General features: G+C 37.8%; 21 protein-coding genes and 1 pseudogene. 19 read left to right on the top strand and 3 right to left on the bottom strand.

What is annotated here, in order from left to right; translation table 11 throughout:
• Positions 1-57 precede the first annotated feature (57 nt).
• From NCWK1_RS16805 to NCWK1_RS16760, 10 genes are all read left to right on the top strand, one after another.
• A complete protein-coding gene (locus tag NCWK1_RS16805; protein ID WP_096583965.1) occupies positions 58-549 on the top strand; it encodes a phage tail protein in 492 nt (163 codons plus the stop codon).
• Between the two features lies 1 nt (position 550).
• Entirely contained in the window at positions 551-859 is a 309-nt protein-coding gene (locus NCWK1_RS16800; RefSeq protein WP_103125497.1) for a hypothetical protein, read from the top strand.
• Positions 860-880: 21 nt separating this feature from the next.
• Entirely contained in the window at positions 881-1,252 is a 372-nt protein-coding gene (locus NCWK1_RS16795; RefSeq protein ID WP_103125496.1) for a phage tail assembly protein, read from the top strand.
• Positions 1,237-1,395: a DUF6760 family protein gene (locus NCWK1_RS30510; protein ID WP_340641208.1), complete on the top strand. Its 159-nt coding sequence runs from the start codon at positions 1,237-1,239 to the stop codon at positions 1,393-1,395. The genes NCWK1_RS16795 and NCWK1_RS30510 overlap by 16 nt, the downstream gene beginning before the upstream one ends.
• Positions 1,396-3,676: 2,281 nt before the next feature.
• Complete coding sequence (locus tag NCWK1_RS16785) at positions 3,677-4,720, top strand: response regulator (protein WP_103125494.1); 1,044 nt, start codon at positions 3,677-3,679, stop codon at positions 4,718-4,720.
• A gap of 31 nt (positions 4,721-4,751) precedes the next feature.
• A complete protein-coding gene (locus NCWK1_RS16780) occupies positions 4,752-5,129 on the top strand; it encodes a response regulator (protein ID WP_096585732.1) in 378 nt (125 codons plus the stop codon).
• Between the two features lie 4 nt (positions 5,130-5,133).
• A complete protein-coding gene (locus NCWK1_RS16775; RefSeq protein WP_103125493.1) occupies positions 5,134-5,631 on the top strand; it encodes a chemotaxis protein CheW in 498 nt (165 codons plus the stop codon).
• Between the two features lie 61 nt (positions 5,632-5,692).
• On the top strand, positions 5,693-7,990 hold the full coding sequence (locus tag NCWK1_RS16770; protein WP_103125492.1) for a methyl-accepting chemotaxis protein: 2,298 nt from the start codon (positions 5,693-5,695) through the stop codon (positions 7,988-7,990).
• Between the two features lie 83 nt (positions 7,991-8,073).
• The gene (locus NCWK1_RS16765) at positions 8,074-11,064 is read left to right on the top strand and encodes a hybrid sensor histidine kinase/response regulator (protein ID WP_096583979.1); all 2,991 of its coding nucleotides are present in this window, start codon (positions 8,074-8,076) and stop codon (positions 11,062-11,064) included.
• A 481-nt stretch (positions 11,065-11,545) separates the two neighbouring features.
• Complete coding sequence (locus NCWK1_RS16760) at positions 11,546-11,818, top strand: DUF7219 family protein (protein ID WP_096583981.1); 273 nt, start codon at positions 11,546-11,548, stop codon at positions 11,816-11,818.
• Between the two features lie 47 nt (positions 11,819-11,865).
• On the opposite strand, the gene NCWK1_RS16755 is transcribed toward NCWK1_RS16760, so the two are convergent.
• Complete coding sequence (locus tag NCWK1_RS16755; protein WP_096583984.1) at positions 11,866-12,780, bottom strand: ion channel; 915 nt, start codon at positions 12,778-12,780, stop codon at positions 11,866-11,868.
• 604 nt (positions 12,781-13,384) lie between these two features.
• Here NCWK1_RS16755 and NCWK1_RS16750 point away from each other — a divergent pair.
• From NCWK1_RS16750 to NCWK1_RS16740, 3 genes are all read left to right on the top strand, one after another.
• Positions 13,385-14,623: a glycosyltransferase gene (locus NCWK1_RS16750; protein ID WP_103125491.1), complete on the top strand. Its 1,239-nt coding sequence runs from the start codon at positions 13,385-13,387 to the stop codon at positions 14,621-14,623.
• An 85-nt stretch (positions 14,624-14,708) separates the two neighbouring features.
• Positions 14,709-16,295 (top strand): glycosyltransferase family 39 protein, encoded by a 1,587-nt coding sequence (locus NCWK1_RS16745; RefSeq protein WP_103125490.1) that lies wholly within the window; start codon positions 14,709-14,711, stop codon positions 16,293-16,295.
• 245 nt (positions 16,296-16,540) lie between these two features.
• Positions 16,541-17,209 (top strand): 2OG-Fe dioxygenase family protein, encoded by a 669-nt coding sequence (locus NCWK1_RS16740; protein ID WP_096583991.1) that lies wholly within the window; start codon positions 16,541-16,543, stop codon positions 17,207-17,209.
• A gap of 225 nt (positions 17,210-17,434) precedes the next feature.
• Here the strand turns inward: NCWK1_RS16740 and NCWK1_RS16735 are convergent, their stop codons facing one another.
• The gene (locus NCWK1_RS16735; protein ID WP_096583994.1) at positions 17,435-17,848 is read right to left on the bottom strand and encodes a DUF6636 domain-containing protein; all 414 of its coding nucleotides are present in this window, start codon (positions 17,846-17,848) and stop codon (positions 17,435-17,437) included.
• A gap of 435 nt (positions 17,849-18,283) precedes the next feature.
• Between NCWK1_RS16735 and NCWK1_RS16730 the strand changes: the two genes are divergently transcribed.
• From NCWK1_RS16730 to cynS, 4 genes are all read left to right on the top strand, one after another.
• Entirely contained in the window at positions 18,284-20,545 is a 2,262-nt protein-coding gene (locus NCWK1_RS16730) for an ATP-binding protein (protein WP_103125489.1), read from the top strand.
• A 44-nt stretch (positions 20,546-20,589) separates the two neighbouring features.
• Positions 20,590-21,039: a response regulator gene (locus tag NCWK1_RS16725; protein ID WP_103125488.1), complete on the top strand. Its 450-nt coding sequence runs from the start codon at positions 20,590-20,592 to the stop codon at positions 21,037-21,039.
• A gap of 155 nt (positions 21,040-21,194) precedes the next feature.
• The gene (locus NCWK1_RS16720) at positions 21,195-22,922 is read left to right on the top strand and encodes a hybrid sensor histidine kinase/response regulator (protein WP_103125487.1); all 1,728 of its coding nucleotides are present in this window, start codon (positions 21,195-21,197) and stop codon (positions 22,920-22,922) included.
• Between the two features lie 336 nt (positions 22,923-23,258).
• Positions 23,259-23,699 (top strand): cyanase, encoded by a 441-nt coding sequence (cynS, locus tag NCWK1_RS16715; protein ID WP_103125486.1) that lies wholly within the window; start codon positions 23,259-23,261, stop codon positions 23,697-23,699.
• A gap of 217 nt (positions 23,700-23,916) precedes the next feature.
• Here the strand turns inward: cynS and NCWK1_RS16710 are convergent, their stop codons facing one another.
• Positions 23,917-24,498 (bottom strand): Npun_F5749 family FMN-dependent PPOX-type flavoprotein, encoded by a 582-nt coding sequence (locus tag NCWK1_RS16710; RefSeq protein ID WP_103125485.1) that lies wholly within the window; start codon positions 24,496-24,498, stop codon positions 23,917-23,919.
• Positions 24,499-24,622: 124 nt separating this feature from the next.
• Between NCWK1_RS16710 and NCWK1_RS16705 the strand changes: the two are divergent.
• Both NCWK1_RS16705 and NCWK1_RS30505 read left to right on the top strand, forming a co-directional pair.
• A pseudogene (locus tag NCWK1_RS16705) lies at positions 24,623-25,024 on the top strand (ribonucleoside-triphosphate reductase, adenosylcobalamin-dependent); the annotation flags it as partial.
• Positions 25,025-25,090: 66 nt separating this feature from the next.
• Entirely contained in the window at positions 25,091-25,432 is a 342-nt protein-coding gene (locus tag NCWK1_RS30505) for a TRADD-N-associated membrane domain-containing protein (RefSeq protein WP_340641207.1), read from the top strand.
• The last annotated feature ends 447 nt before the right edge of the window (positions 25,433-25,879 follow it).

Here is a 25,879-nt window from a genome sequence, read left to right as displayed (position 1 = left end):
TAACAACTTTTACTCTTCATACTTTTTTCAGAGCGTAATTGTTATGAGGTTAACACTGTGACAGACTTTCCTGAAATTCTCACAAATAGCCGTTTTTATTTGGAATTAAAACTTACTGGTAGCCAAGAACCAGTAGATGGCTATTTTATGGAATGCCAAGGTTTTAAAATTAATCAGCAAGTCATAGAAGTTGCCGAAGTTACGCCGCAAACCTGGGGCAAAAATGGCAATACTAGTGGTAGAATTGTCCGCACTAAGATTCCGGGAAATATATCTTATTCCAATATAGTTTTACGCCGTGGTTTAACTATTTCTATGACCATGTGGAATTGGTTAGCTGCTGTGCAAGAAAGTAAATGGGGTGATGAAAGACGTGATGGTTCTTTAGTAATTTATAATCAAGCTGCTGAAGAAAAATTTAGATTAGAATTTAAAAATGCCTGGCCTGCTAGTTATAAAATTAATGATGTGAATGCAGCTGGTAGTGAACATGAAATTGAAGAAATAGAAGTAGTTGTAGAAGAATTAAAACGAGTAAAAGTAGCATAGGATGTTGCAAACTGATTTTGAATTTACTTTACCGAAAGGGTATCTAGATGCAGACGGTAATTTACACCGTAAAGGTGTGATGCGTTTATCAAGGGCGATGGACGAAATTGTGCCATTACGTGATCCTCGTGTAAAATCAAATCCAGCTTATGCGACGGTGATAATTTTATCTCGCGTGATTACTCATTTAGGTGCATTAGATGAGGTAACACCCGCAGTTGTAGAAAATTTTTTTGCTTGTGATTTAAGCTATTTACAAAACTTTTATCGCCAAATTAATGAGTTAGAAGAAGTAGAGAGTGGGGAGTAAGGGTGTAGAGGAAAATAACAAATGAGTAATATACAGACAGAATTTAACTTTACCCTTCCTAGAGGTTTATTAGATGCTGACGGAAATTTGCATCGCCAAGGTGTGATGCGTTTAGCGACAGCCAAGGATGAAATAATTGTGCAGAAAAATCGGGCTGCTCAGGAAAATACAGCTTATGCTGCGATCGCCATGTTATCACAAGTAATCACTTGTTTGGGCGATTTAACAACAATAACTCCTGATTTACTAGAAAATCTTTTTTCACGAGATTTGGCTTATTTGCGAGAGTTTTATAATCGAATTAATCAGCAAGGTGATGCAGAAATTCCAGTCCAGTGTCCCCAATGTCAGACTAATTTTCAAGTGGAGTTAGCTTTATCGGGGGAATCATAGGCTACCCCTCAGATTTACTACATGAGGAGGTAGCCTGTATTGCGTTTAATTTCCATTGGAGTTTAGCAGAAATTTTAAGCTTAGAGCATTCTGACCGTCAGCATTGGGTTGAAGAAATCAGCAAAATTGTGCAGCCAGAATAATTGATAAAAGCCTTATCACACTAGCAAATTTTTGGGTACATACTATAGGAAGATGCCCCAATATTGAACTCAGCCTAAATTTATTCTGGTGTGTCAAATAACTGCTTTCTACAGAGGTTTAGCTGAGTGCTAAACCTTTTTTATAACTTATGGTTTTGTAAAAAACTAACGGCTCTAGTAAACTCGCGATCGCAAGATATATTTTATCATCTATAGCTAAATCTAATACACTAGATTGTCATCTAAAGTTTTTCTATCCCTCGCCAGATAGGTGAAATGAATTATTTTCAAGGTTAATATTCGGTTTCATAATGCCTGAAAAACGTGTATCCACCCTGGAAGTAAAGCCAGGGTTTTTTTCATTAATCTAAAAAATTAAATATGTAGCAATAATATTTGATTTATAAAAGCTGAAAGGACTGATTAACGATGTCGGATATATTGTTTTATATTTAAAATATTTTTATACACTAGTTTAGTATGGTCTCCTACTAGAGGTAGAATCAATTAATTATATCTTTATTAAAAAGACTTCATCTTTATCAGTTTAATTTGTATCTTTAATGAAGAGTAATACATATCATAGTTTAGATTTTTTGTACACAACTAAAAGGAAGATGACCTATGTCTAGTGAGGGGATAAATTATCTAGATATGGTAAACACCTGGTATTTATAGGCTTGGCTATTGTCCAAGCCTTTTTCATATTTTTTAGACAATAAAACTAGTTACAAAATTTTAATCAACTAAAATTAGCTCTATTGGTGCATAGTTTTGATATCTAAAATTAATAATATAAATTGCTTCTAATAGGTTTTTTAGCTGCGCCAAACTCTCTCTATCCTTACTTTTTTGTGGTTATATCAATTGCATAGTATTTGGCTACAGCCTAAAGATAGATGAAGTATCTGAGTAGAAAGTAATAAATTAATTTAGTACGTTGTTAAGCACAGCAATTCTTAAGGTTTGGTCATAAGCCAAACCTTTTTTGTAACTAAAAATTATATAAATTTTACCTTGATAATTTTGGACATATAGGAATCTGCTGTGCTTCCTAAAATGATTTGCGTAGGAAGGGAATAAAGAACAGGTAACAGACAATAAGGAATAAAAGTGTAGTAAGTTTTTTTCAGAAATCAAATATGAGTCTTATATAACTATCTTATCTAAGTTGTGAAGAATCTTCTTTTTAACGAACCTCCCGCAAGGTAACTGGCAAAGTAGGCAAAGAAGGATAGTAAAGAGAATAAAAAAATTCATCAATGATTTAGGAGTGCTATATATTGTTATTTATAGATTATCTCAAAATTAAAAATATTATTTGTAGCTCTGTTCATATCAGTTATTAAATCATTTGTATACATCCTTTAGAGAGATGAGCTAAAGGATGACTTCGGATAAATTAAGCTTGGTGTAGTAAATGCTTGGTATACATAAAGGCTTGGGTAAACCGAGCCTTTTTTTGTACACTTTTGGAGTATTGCATTATTACTAATTCTTATCGTATTTGTGGGTCAACTTAATGCAAGTATATTTCCACAACTATGCAAAAGAGTGTTGAATGTACTTAAGATTATCAATACACAGGTTAAACTAGCGATCGCCTCCAGCCTCAATCTATCTATAATTAATACACTTAAAAAAATCACCCAAAAATTTTATATAAGTAATACTGGCAAAATTTACGAAAAACTCTTGAAATACTTACATTTCGCCGCATCATTGTACCTGTTAGTAAAATAGTCCGGTCAAGAAACTGTTGAAGTTTCATTAAGAAGACTCATATTTGTGCTTTCCGTGGGAACTATATGGACAATTGCACTAATAGAGGCTAGAAGGAATGGCATCTAACGAATTTATGTGAATTTCCGGTAATCTTACTTAACTAAACATTACATTATATCTGGTTTAAGCAAAGCTGAGGTTTTTTAAGTGTAACTACTGAGAAAAATCTAGTTAAATTTTGCTAATTTAGCAGTATTCTTTGAGATTCGTTTAGCTAAAAGTTGATTAAAGACAAGGAGATTGTTTTAATTTTTACTGTTTGTGAAGTTACGTCTCCTTATGCTGATCAATTTTAACGACGGTAATTAATTTAACTTTTAATTACCTATATAAAAAAGGTGTAAACATCAAAAATCAATAGCATCAAGTTACTAATGCCCCAAAATTTACCCTAAGTATTTGTAGTATATTTTACGCAAAAAACTAAGTTTTTTTGAGCATGGTAACTAAAACACGTACGAGTTGATATGACACGTCTTGAACTTAGCTGAAGTAAATGCAAAATCTAATTCCTATGAGTAGTCATCGGTTAATCCAAAAACTACATCCACTATCTTTATTAGCACAACTAACTAGTCGGCGTGCTACGGGATGCTTACGTGTATTTACTGGATCAACCTCATGGTCAATCCATCTCGAAGAAGGTAAACTTACTTATGCTTCTTCATCTGATAAGGTGTTTGAGCGACTGGATAATCAGTTACGGCGTTTGAGTCTCAATATCCCCACACTCAATAGCGCGACTCGTGTCCAGATGCGACTGATGTTTGAACCAGCCAGTGAAAATCTGTCCATACCATATCCAGACTACCAAGCTATTTGTTGGTTAGTAGAGCAGCGTTACATCAGTTCTATGCAAGCAGCTACTTTAGTAGACGAATTAGCTAAAGAGGTGCTGGAGTCATTTTTAATTTTAAAAGAAGGAACCTACGAATTTTATCCTGACACTTCATGGAACGAACTACCAAAATTCTGCCAGTTAGACTTGCGTTTACTAGTGGAATATTGTCAAAGACAATTACGAAATCGTTATCATATCCAATCACCAGTTAATGTTGCGAAGGGTTCTCCAGTCTTACCGTCCATTAATTCATTATCTAATGGCAAGACATTAAATAAAAATAACTCTGGTGAAAATAATAATCAGAAATATGCCAAGCAATTAGAAAAAAATAGTTTATATACAGTTGCTTGCATTGATGATAGTCAAACTGTGTTAAATTCCATCAAACTATTTTTAGATGAAAACACTTTTTCGGTAGTGACAATTAATGATCCAGTTAAGGCGTTAATGCAGATTCTCCGCAGTAAGCCTGACTTAATTTTGCTAGATGTAGAAATGCCAAACCTAGATGGTTATGAACTTTGTTCATTATTACGAAGGCACTCAGCTTTTAAATATACACCTATTATTATGGTGACTGGTAGGACAGGATTTATTGATAGAGCTAAAGCCAAAATGGTCAGATCATCTGGCTATTTGACCAAGCCTTTTACTCAATCAGAATTACTAAAAATTGTGTTTAAGCATATTAAATAATACTGTCTTTCCCACAAAAGGAGAATTAGGAGTGAATCTGACTTTGGTTGGCACAATTTTAATTGTTGAAGATTCGCCCAGCGAATTAGAACTTATGAGCCATTATCTCAAAGAAAGTGGTTACAACGTCATCAAGGCTAGTGGTGCAAAAGAAGCTTTAGAACAAGCTATTTTGCAAAATCCTGATGCAATTGTGACTGATGTTGTTATGCCAGGAATGAGTGGTTTTGAGTTATGCCGTTCACTGAAAAAAAATCCGGCAACTCAAAAATTACCCATAGTTATTTGTAGTTCAAAAAATCTAGAAATTGATAGATTATGGGCGATGAAACAAGGTGCTGATGCCTATATTACTAAGCCATACACACGAGAACAATTATTAAGAGCTATTAAATCAGTGGTGATTTAAATCAATGAACAATTCTAACGCTATACTTGCTGAAAAACCTCAGCAAAATCATCTCAAAGATGGTTATCTGAAGTTTCAGCTAAATCAACAAACTGCCGCTATGTTGGCAATGAATCACACTCAAGAAGCTGTGATTTTGCCTGTAGAAGCTATTACTCCGATGCCGAATATGGCTGGATGTATCTTAGGATTAATGAATTGGCGGAGTCGGATAATTTGGGCTATTGATTTACCGCGAATGCTCAATTTAGAAGCTATAGATACGCGAAGGCAACAATATAATGTCATCGTAATTAAGGTAGAATCACTGCTTTTAGGTTTAGTTGTTCAAGAAATTAAAGGGACAACTAAAGTTATGCTTGATGATATTCATTCTCCCATTGGACAAGTAGCATCTAGTTTAGTTCCTTATTTGCGTGGATGCGTTGTGCAACAAGAAGAAATATTGCTGGTATTAGATGCACAAGCAATTGTGCAATCTTCTATTCTCCGCAGTGATTAAGTTGTCTGGACTTCAGATAACTTGAGATATTTTTGATGTACCTATGCAGGAGAATTTCAGGATGTTTAATAAAACTGACACGGCTAAGAGTGGTAATGGTAAAAATCGTGCTTCTTTGATTACATCTACCAAACTTTCTGAGAGTAAAATTCCATTAACGACTAATAGTAATGCTGCTAAATCTGATGGAGATATGCAGCATAATCTTGGTGGAAATTTAAAACGGCTGAGTTTAGAAACTAAAGCCACAATTATAGCGATCGCCATCAGTACTATACCAGCTTTAGTCATGGGTGCGATCGCCTATACTTTTGCGAGTAAATCATTGACTCAGCAAATTACCCAATCTCAAACGGCTGAAGCTGTTGGTTTAACAGATAAAGTTAACCGCTTTATGTCTGCAAGATATGGAGATATTCAAATACTGGCTAACTTGCCTGTATTTGTGAATGGTAATTTCACCAGAAATACTAATACTCAAGAAAAACAAGCATTACTAGATAAAGTTCTCGCAGCCTATCAAACTTATAATAGTATTGCTGTCTTTGGCACAGATGGTAATGTGATTGTGCAGTCTTCTGGTGAAGCCCTAGATAACCAAAAAGATAATAAGTATTTTCAAGAAACTCTGCAAAAAGATGCTGCGGTAATTAGTCAACCAGAAAAATCTGCTGATATTTATCTAGCTGCACCTATCAAAGATACAGTCACAGGCAAAACTTTAGCAGTTGTCAGAACCAGCCTACCGACTAAAGCTTTAGAAGAAACAATCAAAAACTATGCTGTTAACGGCTATCAATACGTTTTGCTAGATAATTCTGGCAAAGTTTTCTTAAGTTCACGCCCAGAATTATTAGGCAAAGAAGCAAAAGCCGAGTATCCTGGTTTAGCCAAAATTCTCGCAACAAGCAACATCTCTACCCTGACAACTGTTCCCCAAAGTCATCATAGACGACAATTAATTAGTTACGTACCCGCACCAAAAATTGCCGGGTTATCAAATTTAAATTGGCAAGTATTGTTGACTACTGATGCGGCAATTTTATATGGCACTCAACGACAATTGTTGTGGATAGTTACCATCGGTACAGGATTAATTGGACTCATTGTTGCTGCGATCGCAGCTTGGTTAGCCAAGCGTACCACATTGCCGATTATCAATGCCACCGCAGCCGTCGCCAAACTCGGACAAGGTGAACTCAACACCCGTCTCGCATCAGAAAGAGAAGACGAGTTAGGTGTATTGAGTGCCAATATTGATAATATGGCTGCTCAATTGCAAGTATTCGTCAAAGAACAAGCCGCCGAAATTGCCCAAACTAAGACTGTTACTGAACCAACTTCCCCAGCCGAACGCCCAACACAAGAAGCCTTACAACTGCAACTCTTAGAACTACTAAATGATATCGAAGGTGCAGCTAGAGGTGATTTAACCGTACGCGCTGATGTGACAGACGGCGAAATAGGCACTGTTGCTGACTTTTTCAACTCTATTGTCGAAAATTTGCGGGATATCGTCACCCAAGTTAAACAAGCAGCCACTCAGGTAAACACTGCTATTGGTTCTAACGAAAGCGCTATCAGCCAACTTGCAGACGAAGCACTAGTGCAAGCTGAGGAAATTAACCGCGCTCTAGATGCTGTTGATAAGATGACACATTCCATGCAAGCAGTTGCCAATAGTGCCGAACAAGCCGCCACTGTAGCTAACAACGCCGCCCAAAATGCTTCCAAGAGTGAAGAAGCAATGTATTTAACAGTGCAGAACATCCTCTCTCTACGGGAAAGCGTTGGCGAAACAGCCCAGAAAGTTAAACGGTTGGGAGAATCTTCTCAACAAATTTCCCGCGTGGTGTCCTTAATTAATCAAATTGCCATGCAAACCAACTTACTCGCCATCAACGCAGGTATAGAAGCCGCCCGTGCTGGTGAAGAAGGCCAAGGTTTTGCTGTGGTAGCCGAAGAAGTAGGTGAGTTAGCAGTTCGTAGTGCCGCAGCCACCCAAGAAATTGAACAAATTGTCGAGAACATCCAACGGGAAACCAGCGCAGTTGTCCAAGCGATGGAAATTGGTACTACCCAAGTTGGCGAAGGTGCGCGGGTAGTAGAAGAAGCCAAGCAAAATCTCGGTCAAATTTTCGATGTTTCTCGGCAAATTGATTCTTTAGTACAGTCTATTTCTTCTGCAACCGCATCTCAAGTGCAAACATCGCAAACTGTCAGCTTATTAATGAAAGAAATCGCTGCTATCTCTCAACGCACTAGAGATTCTTCCAGCGTAGTTTGCCAATCTCTTAAACAAACTGTAGAGATTTCTCATAAGTTGCAAGAGACTGTTGAGACTTTTAAAGTTAACTAAAAATTGTCCAAAGTCAAAAGTCAATAGTCAAAAGTTGGGCTATTGACCATTGACCATTGACCAATGACTAATTATTAAAAACAATGTCACAAGATAAAGAATTAGAAATCCAGATGCAGTTTCTGGAAGAAGCGACAGATTACCTCAATACTTTAGAAGCAGTATTGTTGGAAATCGACACGAGCCATCGTATAGATTTAGAAAAAATTAACGGCGCACTCCGCGCTGCCCACTCAATTAAAGGTGGTGCAGCAATGATGGGATTTCGGGTGCTAAGTGATTTAGCACACCGTTTAGAGGATGCTTTTAAAGTCTTAAAAACCAGAAAAAGCTCTTTAGAAATTGACCAACAATTGCAAAGTTTATTGCTGTCGGCAATTGATTGGATGCGTCAGATTGTCGAATTACTCTCCACAGAAAGTGTCATCGAAGAACAATGGTTAACGAGTTTTTGTTTTCCAGTCTTTGATGAACTTCATCAACGTTTGGGTGATCCAACTCCTGAAGATGCAACAACTATGTTGTCACCAGAAGATGGACAAAATATTATTCCTTTATTATTTGAAACTGAAGTTGAAGGTTGTTTACAACGGCTAGAATCTGTGTTGGCTGATAGTCAACAACCATGTTTGCAAGAAGAAGTGGCAATTATGGCTGCTGAGTTAGGCGGTTTGGGAGAAATGCTGCAATTAACAGCGTTTACTCAACTGTGTGATTTCATCAAACGCTGTGTGGAATGTGCTGCACCAGAACGCATTCCCGAAATTGCCCAGATAGCATTGCAAACATGGCGGCGATCGCAAGCTTTAGTCTTAACAAATCAACTCGATAGTTTACCTAGAGCAATTGAGTTAAGTGAAGCACCAACCACTTCAACAAATTATAATCAATTTGAGCAACTGTCAACCGCAGATGCTATCGCCCAATTTCTGGCTACAGATAACGGTGTTCACCAAGAAGTAGAACTAACAGAAACGCCATTGATTGGGCAAGCAGAAGAAATAACTGTTAGTAATTTTGTTCCCTTAGATGCAGAGATTAATCAAAGTATTAGTCTGCCGGAAATTAACACCATTATTGCCGAACACAAAACTGAAGTAATTAGTCATGGCAAAGACCGCGAACATTCCGAAAACTCAGTCCGAGTTCCCAGTAAACAACTAGAACAAATTAATGATTTGTTTAGTGAACTCATAGTTCAAAGAAACGGTCTACATTCCCAACTAGAAAAATTACGTAAACTCTCGCGGAATCTCAACCAGAGAGTGCAAACTCTTGATCGGGAAAATCAAGAACTACGTATGGCATATAACAGAGTGCTATCAGCTAATGCGCGTCAGCACCACGCCATCACATTGGTCGAAAGCTCAGAAAACGAAAGTATTTATTCTCCAACTCAAAATCTTGCCAGCACCCAGCACTCCCTAGAAGAAATTAATTTGCGATCGCAAGATGTCATCGAAACTATTGTCCAAGTGCAAGAAGTTTCCACAGACATTCAATTAAGTGTAGATGATGCTGATCAAATTGCTCGCAAATTAAACAAAACCTCCAAACAATTGCAAACCAAGCTCAATCAAGTGCGGATGCGGCCAATTTCCGAATTGGTTGAGCGTTTTCCTAGAGCTATCCGCGATTTAAATGTGGAGTATGGCAAAAATGTCCAGTTAAAAATTGAAGGCGGTAATACTTTAATTGAACGCAGTATTTTAGAAGCATTAAATGACCCTTTAATGCACTTATTAAGGAATGCTTTTGATCATGGCATTGAAGAATCAGCCACTCGCCACAGCTTAGGTAAACCAGAACAAGGATTAATCGAAATTCAAGCCACTCACCGCAGCAATCGCACAATTATTACTATGCGGGATGATGGACGAGGGATTTCTTTAGAAAAAATTCGCGCTCGCGCCTTAGCAATGGGGTTAGATAGTTCTTTATTAGAAAGTGCGAGTGATGATGAACTACTTTCACTCATTTTTGAACCAGGGTTTAGTACTTCCGAAAAAGTCACCGCCTTATCTGGTCGTGGTGTGGGAATGGATGTGGTTCGCAACAACCTCAAACTGGTGCGCGGTGATATCACAGTTGATACTGAGCCAGGAAAGGGAACCACCTTCACCTTATCAGTACCGTTTACCCTGTCTGTGGCGCGAGTGCTGTTAGTTGAAACCAGTAAAATATTACTGGCCTTTCCCACAGATGTGGTTTCGGAAATATTTTTACTCCAAAGCGATCGCATCATCTCAATGGGCGGTAGCGAAGTCCTCAATTGGCAAGGTACAATGATACCCTTGATTCGCCTAGGACAATATTTGGATTTCAATTGTCCGCGTTACGACAGTCCAGAACTGGAAACTCCCGCAGCCATTAACGCTAGTAGTGTATTAATAGTCAAAGGTAACAATCAAACTGTTGCTGTCCAAGTAGACCGTTGTTGGGGTGAACAAGAAGTTGCTATCCGTCAAGTTGAAGGTAATATCCCTTTACCGGAAGGTTTTAGTAACTGTACAATTCTCGGTGATGGTCGAGTTGTCGCCTTAGTTAATGCTAACGAATTACTATATTGGATTGCCACTAACCAAAACACTCCCAAAAACAATCAACTACCCTCAGTCAGATTAAAAACACCGTTCCTGTTTGTTGATAGTGAAAAGCTGGCGGCGTTACCTCCCAAACCAAAAGGCAAGATTTTAATTATTGATGACTCAATTAATGTCCGCCGCTTCTTAGCACTTACCTTAGAAAAAGGTGGCTACCAGGTAGAACAAGCAAAAGACGGTCAAGATGCTTTAGAAAAATTAGAAACAGGCTTGAAAATTGCTGCTGTAATTTGTGATATCGAAATGCCTCGTCTTGACGGTTATGGATTTTTAGGAAAAGTTAAAAACAACATTGATTGGAAAAATATCCCAGTTGCAATGCTGACTTCTCGTAGTAGCGATAAACATAAACAACTCGCTATCCAACTTGGTGCTAGAGCCTATTTTTCTAAACCATATAACGAGCAAGAATTACTCGGCACTTTAGAGCAACTCATCAGTAATGTAGCAGAAACAGCCGCTTCTAATTAAATGCCAACTCAATAAATATTTGCACTCATTCCCAGTTTCCAGCCGGGAATGATATTTTTTTGTGTTGAAGATTTACCTAACAGTAGCGATCGCCACTCTCACGATTTGATTGTCAACATCAACTTCAACATCGCCTGATAGTCTTACTTATACAGCTTGCATAATTGGCCGTAAGTAACCTGATAGATACATGTACAACTTAGCTCAAATTCCTATATTGGAGGATATCCCATGCTTAACACCCCCATAGCATTAGTTTTAGCTGAAAAAAGTTAATTTAGTTACATTTTTTTAGATTCAGTTAGTATAACATTAATACCAACTTTACTGGTATTGCTCTTGAAGAGTCCTCTGACTAAGATAGTTAGCATTATCCGACAACTCGGAATCCCTGTATCTATGCTTACTTTGTCTTTACACAAGATGTGCTAAAGTTTCTCAACTGCTGATGTTTGATTAAATTCTCCAAATTTAAATAGTTATGACAGAGCAATCAGATTTTCTATCTAATCTCTCTGACTTTCTTTATCCACGTAGTTGCTATTACGGTCAGTTTAAGCCAGAATATCTAGTATTTAACGCTAATTTACAAGAATTTGCTCAAAGAGTGGGCTACATTAGTAACCTGCAAACAAATGGTAAACTTTCTCCAGAAGAAGCTTACCAGCAAATTAAGGCTCTTTGGAAACAATTAAAACGTGCAAAAAAACAGCTAGAAATTAGGACAGATGTCTTAGATTCAAATAATCCTTAATAGTAGTACATTATTTTTAATAAAACAACTTTGTGTTCCTATCGGCTTTACTCCAAAGGTAAAACATCATGGAAGTGGTTGTAGTCGATATAACGATGTCCATTAGATGCGTGATGCAGTATATCTACAAACCGATGATTCCATAAAATCTCATTACTACCATAGCTATGACGTGCATGAACAACTTGTGCCACTGTTTCATCAATGCCGCTTAAAGATACCATCAGTACACAGTTAGTTTGAGTTAAAGATTCTGGTGTCATTCCATATAAAGGACTAGACTCATCAATTACATGGATGACCGACCAACTTAAGGCAAAGCCAGGAGTTTGCTGGCGCAAAAGTTTAAGATCATAAATGCGGCGCATAAAATCACCTTCTGCGGTCACTTCATCACGCATTAAATACACCCGCATCTGTGCTTCCAAAATTAAATTCCGCCGCTGGTTAGCAGTGCGAAACATCAGAGTCGGCGCACCATCATGGGGTACGATGACCGCCACTCGACTAAAAATGACACGCGCAGTTGGACGAGAAAACCGAGCAAAGGCTAACCCTGTCATCACCGCAATTCCCATCACCCCAACAATCGCCTCTATCGTCACAATAATATTGGCATAAGTCGTTTTGGGATACATTGCCCCATAGCCAATAGATGCCAAAGTTTGCACACTAAAGAAAAACACATCTAAAAAAGACCCTGGACGAGCATTCGTAATGCAATCTCCCCCTAATAAATAAGCCAAAGCAAACAGAGTGTTAATAACTACATAAAAAGCACAAATTAATAGTACAAATCCACTCCAAGGAACTGTCAGCAGTAAATGATAGGGATCGCGCCAGTATGAGTACCATACACCTAAACCGATAATCTCGACATTACCATTGCGATACTTTAGGTGAACGATGCTTTGTGAACCTTGTCTTTGCTTCCGTGCAAGTATCTTGAGTTGAAATTTCATCGGGTTTGACCAGGTAAACTCTCTGCTCGCTTTGGGCGTAAAATTTTACTGATTATTGAGTTGGCTAATACTAATTTAATGTGAAGTTGCACATATCTAGATCCCCAGAAATCCCCTTTTTTCAGGGGAGGATCAAAGGGAGCGAATTCTATGTAGCTGCATAAAAAATTGGTAAAAGACAATCGCTACAATGATCTTTAACCGAGTAGTATTGGAACACTAATTACTAATGCGATCGCTAATACTACTATTTACACAAAATCTGCTGCCACTTCGGAAATAGAATTAATTAGTTGCTTAAGCAATTGATACAAATTTTATTTTGTCAATAGTATAAATCATAAATTATCTCAAAATTTAAATAACATCCTGATAACAGCTATGCAAAATATCATAATTATCTCTAAGCCTTATCTGGACTCAGTCTGATAAACTTAAACATCAATAAATACGAATCTTGTAAATACCGAATTTTCATCTATAATTTAGTTGATTTCACATACAAAAATATCAAGAGTCTGTAAAGATTAACATATTTGTATAAGTATGTTTACCTTTAAAAGCTATTCTTATATCAAAAAGCTTTTGTTACTCAAATTTTTTGATGAATAGACAAAACACTCAATCTTGCTTACCCACACCTTTAGGTAAGTTTCAAGTTCCTGAATATCCACATATTAAACCGGGTGTTATTGATCAGCAACTTCAGTTTTCCCTAATCATTCCTACTTACAAAGAAAGTAAGAATATTAGGTATGTTGTTCTGAGATTGGCTCAAATTTTAGATGAATTTATACCAGGAGACTACGAACTAATTGTAGTAGACGATGATAGTCCAGACCGTACTTGGGAAGTAGCTCTGTCTTTAATAGAAGAATATCCACAATTACAAGTAATGCGCCGTCAGCATGAACGCGGATTATCAACAGCAGTAATTCGCGGATGGCAAGTCGCAAAAGGTAATATCTTAGGTGTAATTGATGGAGATTTACAACATCCACCTCATGTATTAAAACAACTATTGAGTGAAGTTCATCAAGGAGCAGATTTAGCCGTAGCTAGTCGTCATATAGAAGGTGGTGGCGTTAGTAGCTGGAGTTTTATCAGACGTTTTTTGTCTCGTGGCGCACAACTATTGGGATTGATTATTCTCCCTAAAGTATTAGGTCGAGTTTCCGATCCTATGAGTGGTTATTTTATCGTACGTCGCCATTGTTTAGCAGGTGTCAATTTAGACCCTGTAGGATACAAAATTTTATTAGAAGTAATTGGGCGAAGCAAGATAGATAAGATTGCAGAAGTCGGTTATGTATTCTGTGAACGCCATGAGGGTGAAAGCAAAGTTACTTGGAAGCAGTATATAGATTACATACATCACTTAGTACTTTTACGACTTTCAACAGGAAGATTCAAAAAAGTCAGTCAAAGTTTTCCCATTAGTAGATTTATCCGCTTTGGTTTAGTGGGACTGAGTGGTGTATTTATAGATATGGTAATACTTTATCTTCTCAGTGATCCGACAACATTAGGCTGGCCTTTAACACGCAGCAAAATCATTGCGTCTGAAATTGCAATTTTGAATAATTTTTTATGGAATGATGCCTGGACATTTGCCGATGTTAGTATGCAGCAACAAGAAATACATCAGCGATTGAAACGCTTTTTAAAGTTCAATATTATTTGCCTTGCAGGACTAGTCTTGAATGTATTATTTTTGAATTTAGTATTTAATTTTATTATTTCTAACCGCTACATAGCAAACCTAATTGCGATTGTAATTGCTACTATTTGGAATTTCTGGGTGAACTTGAAACTTAGCTGGCGAGTCACACAAGTTAAGTAGAAAAACGTTTTAATACTTACCAATATTTGATTGAGTGTGTAGAAAGTAATTTTTTGTCATATAAAACACAAACATTACTAAAAAAATGAAGTTTTATTCAGGTTCTCTACGGTTCTTGATTATATCTGTATTAGCTTTAGGGTTATTTTTTCGTTTCGTAAATTTGGATAAAAAAATTTATTCCTATGATGAAACTTTTACATCATTAAGAATTTCTGGATATACAGAAAAAGAAATAGCAAAGCAAGCATTTAACGGGCAAGAAATCCATGTCAGTGATTTACAAAAATTTCAACACCCTAACATCGAAAAAGGTGTGATAGATACAGTTAAAGGATTAGCGCAAGAAGAACCTCAGCTTACACCACTTTATTTCGTTATAGCTCGTTTATGGACAGGTTTATTCGGTGGTTCTGTAGCTGTCACCAGAAGTTTAGCTGCCATTATCAGCTTGCTGGCACTTCCCTGCGCTTACTGGTTATGTCGAGAGCTATTTGAATCACCTCTAGTTGGGTGGATGGCAGTTTTACTGATAGCAGTATCTCCTCTGCATATATTATTTGCACAGGAATCTCGGATGTATAGTTTATGGATAGTGACTACTTTACTATCAGGGACTTGTCTTTTGCGAGCCATCAAACTCAACACCAGAACGAGTTGGGTAATATATGCAATCACTTTAGCGTTAGGGTTATATTCCCATCTTTTAACTGTATTAACTGCTATTGGGCATGGAATCTACGTAATTTTGGCTGAAAAATTCAAATTTACCAAAACGACAATTAGTTACTTATTAGCATTATTCAGCGGAATACTACTTTTCTCACCTTGGATTTTCGTACTTGTTACACGTACAGATCAGGCAGAAATTAGGTTAGCTTGGGCAAATACAAGAGAAAGTTTCTTTTTTTTAGTTAGATCGTGGAGTTTTCAGTCTAGCCGTCTATTCTTGGATCTAAATGTTAATCGTGACTCGAATCCTTTGTTTATATTTTTAATCAGTCCTACAACTATATTATTATTAATTCTTGTAGGTTATTCAATTTATTTTATTTATAAAAAATCTTTCAAGCTTTCTTGGCTATTTGTGATAATAGCAATCTTTATTAATCCACTGATTTTCATTACTAAAGATTTATTGCAAGGCGGAATATTATCAACTTATATTAAGTATCTGACTCCTAGCCTTTTAGCTATGCAAATAGCTGTGGCATATCTTCTTGCCAAAAAAATTACAGATGTTTCGGTTAGTTCGCTAGTCCAAAAGTTTTGGCGATCGGTCACTACAGTTATACTACTGTGTGGAATTTTGTCATGTTCACTTAGCTCTCAGGCAAGTAATTGGTGGAATAAGGGTGAAGGTGATAATAAATACAATTTACAAGTAGCGCACATAATTAACCAATCAGTTCAACCGTTAGTGATTGGTAGCGGCTTAACCCATAATGATAAGAGTTTTGTTGGCATTATGCTATCTCTTAGCCATCTACTTGAACCGCAGGTCAGGCTTAGACTAACAGTTGAGCCAAAAATTCCTACGATACCTAATGAATCTGGCGATATATTCATTTACAGACCACCAAATTCACTACTTCGGAAACTTAAAAATAAATATGAACTCAAGCCAGCCTGGGAAGGTAAAGACATTTGGCTATGGCGACTAAAAAAATAACTTGGCTAGGCAAAATCTTTTATTTGAGATTTACCCGAATTGAATAAAAAACTAGAACTGTTTGCAAGATAGGGACTAGAGAGAAGATATCTTTATTTTTTTGTAAAGTTATTGCTGTATCACAATTTGTCAATTTCTGTAGTTAATTTAACGACACTTTAATAAAAAGTAGCATATACTCGGTATATAAGCCTCCGAGAAAGAAAAATAGCGGAGGATTGAAACCTAACCAGCAGGTAAATCCTATGCAAACAGTATGGGAATCAACGGAATTAGAATATGCCTTTCTGTTCACATTAAGAAAAGTAAATTCCATTAATCCAGAAGGTTTTGAGTCATTCTTTCATAATTTGCCAGTTGATCCTTATATCAAGGGCAATTATCGTTTAAGAAGATTATCTCGGTTTACTGTTTCTGGAAATGAGTTAATAAAATTACCTCATGGCTATCTATTTCAAAGTAAGACATACAATCCGTTATTAGGAGATGTTAAAAGAGAGTTCTCGGAATTGGAAGATGGCATCATTAAGCTTGATATCTTTAAAAAGATGGTCTTAGCGTTTAGTGATTCTTGTAAACTCCACCCAGAAGCAGAAATAGGCGTTCATCAAATTAGAACTATCTGTTCCGCAGAAAATATGGGTAATCCAGCGCCTGAAGGTATTCATCAAGATGGTACTGATTTTATCGGTATATTCTCTGTGGCAAGAGAAAATATTCAAGGGGGAGAAACTCATTTATATACTGCGAAAAAAGAAAAGCCTGTTTTTAGCAAAGTGCTAAATTCCGGTGAACTATTATTAGTTAACGACCACGAATTTTTCCATTTTACGACTCCCATCAAACCTCAAACTGATGGTTTAGGGATTAGAGATGTATTTGTGTTAACTTCGCCGAGTTTGTTGACTGAATGATTATTTTCACAGTAAATGATTTATAAACTTGAATATTAGGTACTGATTTTGCTTGGCTAACATTAATATATTGTCAATATGGGGAATTAAACTTAGTTATTTCCCCATATTTTTTATATAAAAAATAATATAGCTGATAGTTATTGAGCAATTTGAAGGTGCAAAAACAGCAATTAACTGGTTTTACTGAATGGCGATCGCACTCTCAAGTGAGATGCTGCAATTTTAAAAAAATCTTTGTCGCTCTCTGCTAAGTTCCCACCCTCGATTATCTCGGTTAACGCAAGTTAAGCCTGTCCTTCTGGATGTGCAAACAAAACCTTGATAACGCAATGTTTTACCATATTGCAAAACAGGACTGTTGGCATCTGCTACAGTGTCACCATAACAACCTCGATAACCACTACCCCGCGCATTCAAATTAAATACATGACCCCAGTCTAATTGACAGTCTTTGGGTTGGGGTGGGATTCTTCCAGTAATTTGTAAAACATCACAACGAATACTTTGATCTGCAATTAAGCAGTGAATATTCCGAGAAGGTGTTTGAAATTGGGTTTCTGCTTGGGCGATCGCCGGGAAAGATATAAAAGAAAATACAGTTGTTGTCAGGATGCTCAAAAAATTCTTGCGATTCATGAAAAATGCCTTGTACGACAGAAAAAGTTCTTGATAGCAGATTTGTCTCTTCAAGGCTGGTGCTGATTTCTTAAAATGCACATACTCTTTGATGAGACTTGCTAGATTTAATTATATTAGTGACTATTAGTACCAGTAAATATTTAGATACCAACATTCTAGATAAAAGAAACAAATCTTATAATACTTGCCTATAATTGCTTTAATGCTTTTAGTCAAATTAAAGGCACATCAGTAATTGGCAATTAAGGTAACTTTTATATCAATAATTCTTGGGTGCTAGAAATTATGCAGAAGTCGACAGTCAAAAATGATAATTTGAGACAGTTCTGATTTACATTCTAGCTTCGACAAATCAGTAGCAAGAGCAAGGCAGAATAATTTCTATCTGCGATTTAGTGCATTGTCATCAGTTAAACTTTACTTATTCACATCATGAGTCCTGAAGACATCACTGCTCAAACTACTTCTGGAAACAACCATGACCAACCGATTCATCTCTCTGGGTCGATACAGCCTCATGGTTTATTACTCGCACTTAATGCTGAGTTAGAAATTTGGCAAGTTAGCAACAATACTCAGAACTATTTGGATCAACAACCCCAAGAGTTACTTGGTCAACCATTGAGTTGTTTACTGGCTACTCAACAGGTAACAGTTATTAAACAGTGCTTAGAGAAAAAAATTGGTAGTTTCACAACTTTCAAAATACCAATCACAACTATCAATGGCGATCGATATTTTGATGCTATTGTTCATCGGACAAGCAATGCTTTAATTTTAGAACTAGAGCCAAGAGACAGTGATGATGAGGTGAGTTTTTTAGGTTTTTATGGTTTGGTGAGTGAAGCGATCGCCAAACTACAAAATACTTCAAATCTCGCAGAATTTTTGCATTTAGTAGCCACAGAATACCGCAAAATCACTGCTTTTGACCGAGTGATGGTTTATCAATTTGATCAACAAGGTGCGGGTTCAGTAGTTGCTGAAGTCAAACGCGAAGATTTACCGCCTTATTTGGGACTGCACTATCCGGCTACAGATATTCCTGAACCTGCAAGACAGCTATATACTCAATGTTTGCAGCGATTTATCCCTAATTTCCCAGCCCAATCTGTGGAGTTGATTTCCCAAAATTCAGCCGACGCTACACCCGTTGATTTAAGCTGGGCTGTATTGCGGAGTGTTGACCCCTGCTGTGTTACATATCATCAAAATATGGGCGTAACCGCCATTCTGGTGATTGCGTTAATTAAAAATCAGCAGTTATGGGGGTTAATTTCTTGTCATCATCAAACGCCGACATATCTAGCTTATGAAGTGCGGAAAATCTGCGAATTTTTAGGACAGATTGTCTCTTTAGAGTTAGGACACAAAGTTATTCACTCAGAATTAGACTATGAAGTTAGGCTGAAATCTCTCCAAGCGGAATTTGTCGAGTTAATTTCTCAGGCGGATAATTTTATTGATGCGTTAATTAAACCACAACCGAGTTTATTAGCCCTAGTCAATGCCACTGGGGCGGCGGTATGCCTAGATAATGAAATTACACTGGTGGGCGCAACACCAAATATAGAACAAGTGCGATCGCTAATTACTTGGGTAGATAGTCAAATTAGCGAGCGTATTTTTGCTACCGATTCTCTCCCCAAACAGTACCCAAAGGCGATCGAATTTAAAAATACAGCCAGTGGCTTACTATTGTTACGTATTTCCCAAATCCAGCGTTACTATATTCTCTGGTTTCGCCCGGAAGTTGTGCAAACTATTAATTGGGCGGGAAATCCTAACGAGTCAATCCAGTTACAGGCTGATGGTAGCGTTATTTTTTACCCGCGCACATCCTTTGAAAAGTGGCAAGAAATAGTCCAGTTAACCTCTCTACCTTGGAAACAGTGTGAGATTGATAATGCTTTGGCCTTGAAAAATGCGATCGTGGGGATTGTTCTTTCCAAAGCGGAAGAGTTAGCCAAAATCAATCAAGAGTTAGAACGCAGTAACCACGAACTTGCATCCTTTGCTTATGCGGCTTCTCATGACCTCAAAGAACCGTTGCGTGGCATTTATAACTTCTCGACAATTTTAATCGAAGATTATGCCCAAGTTCTTGATGAAGATGGCATTGACTACTTACAGACTGTACTTTCTTTGTCTGTGCGGATGGAAACTCTGATTAATTCCCTGTTGCGTCTCTCGCAATTAGGACAAACAGAAACCGATCTTCAACTTACCGATCTCAATGAATTGCTGAACCAAGTAATTGAGGTAATTAGTAGCAGTCGTCAAGACACTGAATCTTATATTCACATTCCTCGGCCGTTACCCACGGTTCCGTGTGACTCGGTACTTCTCAACGAAGTTTTTACTAATTTGATCATCAATGCCTTGAAATATAACGATAAACCAGAACCATTAATTGAAATTGGCTTTATCAGCGAGCAAAAATCAGATAATACCTTAAAATCTCCCTCATTTCCTGTTTTTTATGTCAAAGATAACGGTATTGGCATTCAAAAACATCATTACCAAACCATCTTTCGCTTATTTAAACGACTACACTCTCAAGAAAAGTATGGCGGAGGAACAGGAGCCGGATTAGCCATTTCTAAAAAAATTGTTGAGTTACACAACGGTCAAATTTGGGTTGAATCCAGTGTGGGTATTGGTTCTACCTTTTATTTCACTTTGGGACAATAGTTTAAGATAATTAAAATTTTTTGTTACATTTTTTAAAATCTCTGATGACGAAAAAACTTAACAAACCTCTGTTGGTTGTTGAGGATAGCAATGAAGACTTTAAAATGTTGCAACGCCTAATGCGGCGGTTGGCTGTCCAGAACCCTATATATAGATGTACTAATGGGGACGAGGTTTTAGACTTGCTTTATCAAGAAAAAAGTTCTCAAAATCCTAACAGCATACCAACGCCTTCTGTTATCTTGCTTGACCTGAATTTACCGGGGATTGATGGTCGTGACATCCTCGAACGGCTCAAGCAAGATATGAGTTTGAAGAAAATCCCCATTGTGGTTTTTACCACCTCATCCAACCCCAAAGACATTGAATTTTGCTACCAAAAAGGAGCCAATGGCTATTTAGTCAAGCCGATGGATGCTCAAGAACTGCAAAAGACGGTTCAAGCATTTGTTGACTATTGGTTGGAGAGTAATACGGTGCCACCTGGGGATTAAAAGTTAAAGGTACAGTGGGCAAAGTTTGCCCACCCGACTTTTCCATATCTTAAATTTTAAGATTTTATTTATATTTTTGTAATGATTAATTAACAATTGCAGTAATGTATGGGATTGTGAATGAAGGAGTGTAAACATTCTCCCCCATTCTTAATATGCCGGACACCTGGACGCTACTCATCATTGATGATTGTGCCGAGGATCGGAAAATTTATCGTCGATATCTCTTAAAAGATCCTCAAAATTCATATCAGATATTCGAGGCCGATTCTGCAGAAGAAGGGCTGGCGTTGTGCCAATCAATCCACTGTGACGTGATTTTGCTGGATTTTTGCCTACCTGACATGAGTGGGTTAGATTTGCTGGAGCGTTTGAAAAAGCGTAAGGTTGAAGCCCCTGTGTCCATAATTATGTTGACAGGGCGTGGAGACGAAACAGTTGCAGTACAAGCTATGAAACGAGGCGCTCATGATTATTTAGTTAAACAGCACCTCCAGTTAGATGTATTACAATTAGCAGTCCGCAATGCTATTAAACAATCTTGCCTAGAAGTTAAACTCAGCAAAACTCAAGAACGACAGCGTTTAATTGCGACGACAGCACTTCGCATTCGCCAGTCGCTGAATCTAGCAGAAATTTTGCATACAGCTGTAGTTGAAGTACAGCAACTTTTGAAGTGCGATCGCGTGATGGTCTATCAGTTTACATCTGATATGGATGGTAAGATAGTCGCATCATCTAAAGAGCCTGAGCAAATATGCGATCGCCTCTGGGATACTTGCTATCAAGAAGAAAGCAGCTTTGTCACTACACAAGTAGCTCATAGTAACGTCACGACTAAACAAAAAAACTTAGTTGTGGCTTACAGCAATTTGGGTGAAAATCATCGTTGGCGATGCAGACGCAGAATTTCCCATCACCATGAAGCAAGTTTAAGCCATTTGTGTTTCCAGACAAAAGAGCAACTGAATCCTCAAATAAATTTAGTAGTTCCCATTAATCTGAACCAAAACAATAACCCCAACCCGAAACTTTGGGGATTTTTGATTGCCCAACCTACTTCTGAAGATAGACTGTGGCCAGCTGATGAAGTAGAAATTCTCAATCAAGTATCTGTCCAATTAGCGATCGCTATTCAACAAGCAGAACTATTGGCGATGACTCAAGCCGCATTGGTAAAAGAAAAAGAACTCAACAAATTTAAATCTCAAATCGTTACCACAGTTTCTCACGAATACCGTACACCCTTAGCTTCCATCTTGGCGGCAGCATCAACAATTAAGCAACACGGCGCACAACTGAATGAGTCGAGAAAAAACCGCTTCTTGCAAATTATTGAGCAAAAAGCTAGGTATTTGTCCAAACTCGTGGATGATATGCTGTTAGTCCATCAACTCGAACTCGACAAAACCAAATTTAAGCCGCAGCAGATAGATTTACTGCAATTTATTTCCGAGTTAATTGAAGATCAGCAAGAAGTGTTAGGCGATCGCCATGAATTAATTTTACAGATTACAGGCAATCATCAAAGCTTTTGGGGCGATCGCGGACTTTTACGGCAAATACTATTGAATTTATTATCCAATGCCATCAAATATTCCCCAGCAGGCGGCAATATAGAAATTTATCTGAATGGTAAAGAATCTGAAACTCTCCTAGAAATTCAAGATAAAGGCATTGGTATTCCCCTAGCAGATCAAGAAAACCTGTTCAAATCCTTCAGTCGTGGGAGTAATGTTGACACTATCCCAGGAACAGGTTTGGGCTTAGTAATTACTAAAGCCTGTGTAGAGTTGCATAGCGGCAGTATTAGTTTATCTAGTCAAGAGGGACAGGGAACTAAAGTTACAGTTAGGTTGCCAAAGCAGCATCCTAATTCGTAATTCTTAATTGCACAGTGCTTTCATACAAATGGAGAAAAATGAAAATACTAATAAAGCTATTGAAACATCAATGGCTGTACAAGTATGAATCTAATGATTGATTTATTTAATACTTGGGCAACGATAACAGGAGAGCCAAATCCCGTACTGAGCAAATGATTGACGATCGCACCAATTGGACTTGGGGTTGTCCTTCCTTAAAAAATCAAGATGTCGATGAACTGTATCAATGAGTAAAAAAAGGTACAGTAGTTAAGATTTTACCTTAAGCTAAACTGACAGACTGTCGTGGCAAAGTATACTATCTCTTGTCCAGCAGACTTATCAGAGTGTACTATGTCAATTCCAGCCTTAACTCAAAAGCTGCTTGCTGCCAAAAAAATTAAAGGATTAAGCTTTGCAGACTTAGAACAAATTTTAGACCGCGATGAAGTCTGGATTGCTGCTTTATTTTATCGTCAAGCTACAGCTTCCTTGGAAGAAGCCCAAAAACTGGCTGATGTGTTAGGGCTTGATTCCGAAGATGTTGCAGAACTAATTAGCTATCCGACAAAAGGCTTAGGCCCTGTTGTGCCTACCGATCCCTTGATTTATCGTTTTTACGAAATCATGCAAGTTTACGGTTTCCCCATCAAAGAAGTTATTCAAGAAAAATTCGGTGATGGGATTATGAGTGCAATTGATTTTACTTTGGACATTGAAAGAGTAGAAGACCCCAAAGGCGATCGCGTTAAAGTCACCATGAATGGTAAATTCTTACCCTATAAAAAATGGTAAGTGCTGAGTTACCGAACTTTGCTCAACGAGGGGAACCCGCGCACGCAAGTTCTCGCCGAGTGCTGAGTAAAAAATACTAACCTCTAGTCACTAGTAGTACAGTTCGGCGTAAATAAACAGACCGTTTAAAATTGCTAAAAGGCTTAGGTTATCAATATTCTTTCTTTTTCCTTTTTCCTTTTTCCTTTTGACTTTTGCCTTTTTGTACTAGCCTCCCTCAAGGATTAACTTCCTCACAACCCCATTCTTGATTTTCATCAAGCTGATAAATGCTTCTATTTTGTGGTTCGCCCCGCAACTCTAAATGATCAACCTGTGCTGGATCAAGTAATAGTAAGCAAAAGTTTGATACTGGTTGCAAAGAATCAGGCGCTGGTGGCGTAAAAGCTGCTGGCGCTGTATCCCTGGGTTTACCAGGATGAGGCCAAGCAAATTGTAACCTTGCTGCATCGCTCAGTGCTTGCCAAGTAGCAAGGCGGGCTGATTGCAGTCCAGAATCATCATGACTATCTACTAATGTCAAACGCCCAGCAATGCGAAACTGTTCCCGTGTGTTGGGGAAATACCAACAAGCTTCCGCCCAAGGTTGATTTTTGATTTGGTCAATTTTATCGCTACGAGTATCAGTAATAAATTTTAGCTGATTGGTATCTTGAAGATAATCACGAAAGACAACAGTCCGATTCGCAGGACGATGATCTGCGCGGATTGTAGCCAATTGTAAGTAACGAGCATAAACCAGACTACGGTTGCGATGTAGGGCGTGAGCGATCGCACCTCGCCAAGGAGCAAGAGACATTGTGTAGTTTCGTTGCAATGAGTACAGCTACAGAAGTAGCGCAAAGTAGAAAATTTTGCAATCTTTTATCCTCAACTTACTTGGCGTATAGTCATAATCTGTTCAAAAGCAACACGACTTGATTATGGTTCGAGAGCTTGAAAGAAAACGTCAGGGTGTTACGTTTCCCGAAACTGCCCCAGCTGCAAATCCTGTATTTTTCAGGACTTACAGCCGCCGGACTGGGGTAGGGCTGAGAGAATCTTACGATGAAGTGTGCGATCGCACTATCCAAGGCTTAATCGAATTAGGTAAACTCAACCCAGAAGAAATTGCCCTCCTCGAAAAAACACAACGCCAACTCAAAGCTTTACCTAGCGGCCGTTGGCTGTGGGTAGGCGGTACAAATTGGATTACCAAACCCAAGAACTTTTCTGGTGGATATAATTGCACTTCTACCAATCTCCAAGACTGGAAAGCCTTCGGTTTAATGATGGACTTGGCCATGATGGGCTGCGGCACAGGAGCCATCATCGAACCGCAGTATCAAAAGATAAATGCTGATCTGGTATTGCAACTACCAGATCAGCACTCAAATATTTCTCCTAAATCAATGGCAATCAATTTAGAAGCAAGAATGTATATGTTATCAAATCATAGATCCTCTGGGGATGAAAATGTGTTCACTTCCGATAGCTGCATCAATACCGATTCTTCAATGAAATCGAGCATTACTCAAGAACGGCTCCGCCAAGCTCGGTGGAGTTTTAATGTAGCTTTGTCCATGAAAGTAGTTTGTGCAGTGATGAGCTTGATTGGTGTTGGACTATTGCTATCAGGCAATGCCACAGAAGCAACTGTTACTGCCGCAGTTGGATTCGTATCTAGTGTTAGCTGCCTTCAATTGGCAAAAGATACCAATGATCGACTAGACAAGATAGCATCTGAAATTTAATTTCCGCTGTGTCTTGAGAGGCGCACTCATATCTTTGTAGCTCTGCTATCAGGCAGCAAAGATATGAGCTTCTACTTAAACACAGTTCGGGATAAGCTGTAAGTGACTTATAAATTTTGTAAGTAATTTACATTGGTCATAATTAAAATGACCTTAATTGTATTAATTAGAAATCATAACTAAATTTTGGGACGAATTAAGGTATCAATTTACTTATTGTACTGTCCTTCTGCGGCAATGATGAGTCAAACGTATCAATGGTGAGGCGATTACTGACTTAAAAATTATGTTCCTAAACCCATTGCACGAGATCATTTTAAATCTAATTATATATTGACAAATAAATAATAATCTGTATGTGTTACTAAGAATGGCCATTTGGCGTATAGTCATAATCTGTTCAAAAGCAACAAGACTGGATTATGGTTCGAGAGCTTGAAAGAAAAC

It is taken from the genome of Nostoc cycadae WK-1, from assembly GCF_002897135.1.
In the GTDB taxonomy this organism is placed as follows: domain Bacteria; phylum Cyanobacteriota; class Cyanobacteriia; order Cyanobacteriales; family Nostocaceae; genus Nostoc_B.
The sequence above is the reverse complement of the archived record's forward strand: the minus strand, read 5'-3'. Positions and strand labels throughout refer to the sequence as shown.

What these genes read in the sequence shown, in the direction of transcription:
- NCWK1_RS16775 (WP_103125493.1), top strand. Translation starts at nt 5,134, where the DNA reads ATGAACAATTCTAACGCTATACTTGCTGAAAAACCTCAGCAAAATCAT.
- NCWK1_RS16770 (WP_103125492.1), top strand. Translation starts at nt 5,693, where the DNA reads ATGTTTAATAAAACTGACACGGCTAAGAGTGGTAATGGTAAAAATCGT.
- NCWK1_RS16760 (WP_096583981.1), top strand. Translation starts at nt 11,546, where the DNA reads ATGACAGAGCAATCAGATTTTCTATCTAATCTCTCTGACTTTCTTTAT.
- NCWK1_RS16730 (WP_103125489.1), top strand. Translation starts at nt 18,284, where the DNA reads ATGAGTCCTGAAGACATCACTGCTCAAACTACTTCTGGAAACAACCAT.
- NCWK1_RS16725 (WP_103125488.1), top strand. Translation starts at nt 20,590, where the DNA reads ATGACGAAAAAACTTAACAAACCTCTGTTGGTTGTTGAGGATAGCAAT.
- cynS (WP_103125486.1), top strand. Translation starts at nt 23,259, where the DNA reads ATGTCAATTCCAGCCTTAACTCAAAAGCTGCTTGCTGCCAAAAAAATT.
- NCWK1_RS16720 (WP_103125487.1), top strand. Translation starts at nt 21,195, where the DNA reads ATGCCGGACACCTGGACGCTACTCATCATTGATGATTGTGCCGAGGAT.
- NCWK1_RS16745 (WP_103125490.1), top strand. Translation starts at nt 14,709, where the DNA reads ATGAAGTTTTATTCAGGTTCTCTACGGTTCTTGATTATATCTGTATTA.
- NCWK1_RS16795 (WP_103125496.1), top strand. Translation starts at nt 881, where the DNA reads ATGAGTAATATACAGACAGAATTTAACTTTACCCTTCCTAGAGGTTTA.
- NCWK1_RS16765 (WP_096583979.1), top strand. Translation starts at nt 8,074, where the DNA reads ATGTCACAAGATAAAGAATTAGAAATCCAGATGCAGTTTCTGGAAGAA.
- NCWK1_RS16735 (WP_096583994.1), bottom strand. Translation starts at nt 17,848, where the DNA reads ATGAATCGCAAGAATTTTTTGAGCATCCTGACAACAACTGTATTTTCT.
- NCWK1_RS16785 (WP_103125494.1), top strand. Translation starts at nt 3,677, where the DNA reads ATGCAAAATCTAATTCCTATGAGTAGTCATCGGTTAATCCAAAAACTA.
- NCWK1_RS16755 (WP_096583984.1), bottom strand. Translation starts at nt 12,780, where the DNA reads ATGAAATTTCAACTCAAGATACTTGCACGGAAGCAAAGACAAGGTTCA.
- NCWK1_RS16800 (WP_103125497.1), top strand. Translation starts at nt 551, where the DNA reads ATGTTGCAAACTGATTTTGAATTTACTTTACCGAAAGGGTATCTAGAT.
- NCWK1_RS30505 (WP_340641207.1), top strand. Translation starts at nt 25,091, where the DNA reads ATGGCAATCAATTTAGAAGCAAGAATGTATATGTTATCAAATCATAGA.
- NCWK1_RS16740 (WP_096583991.1), top strand. Translation starts at nt 16,541, where the DNA reads ATGCAAACAGTATGGGAATCAACGGAATTAGAATATGCCTTTCTGTTC.
- NCWK1_RS16750 (WP_103125491.1), top strand. Translation starts at nt 13,385, where the DNA reads ATGAATAGACAAAACACTCAATCTTGCTTACCCACACCTTTAGGTAAG.
- NCWK1_RS16710 (WP_103125485.1), bottom strand. Translation starts at nt 24,498, where the DNA reads ATGTCTCTTGCTCCTTGGCGAGGTGCGATCGCTCACGCCCTACATCGC.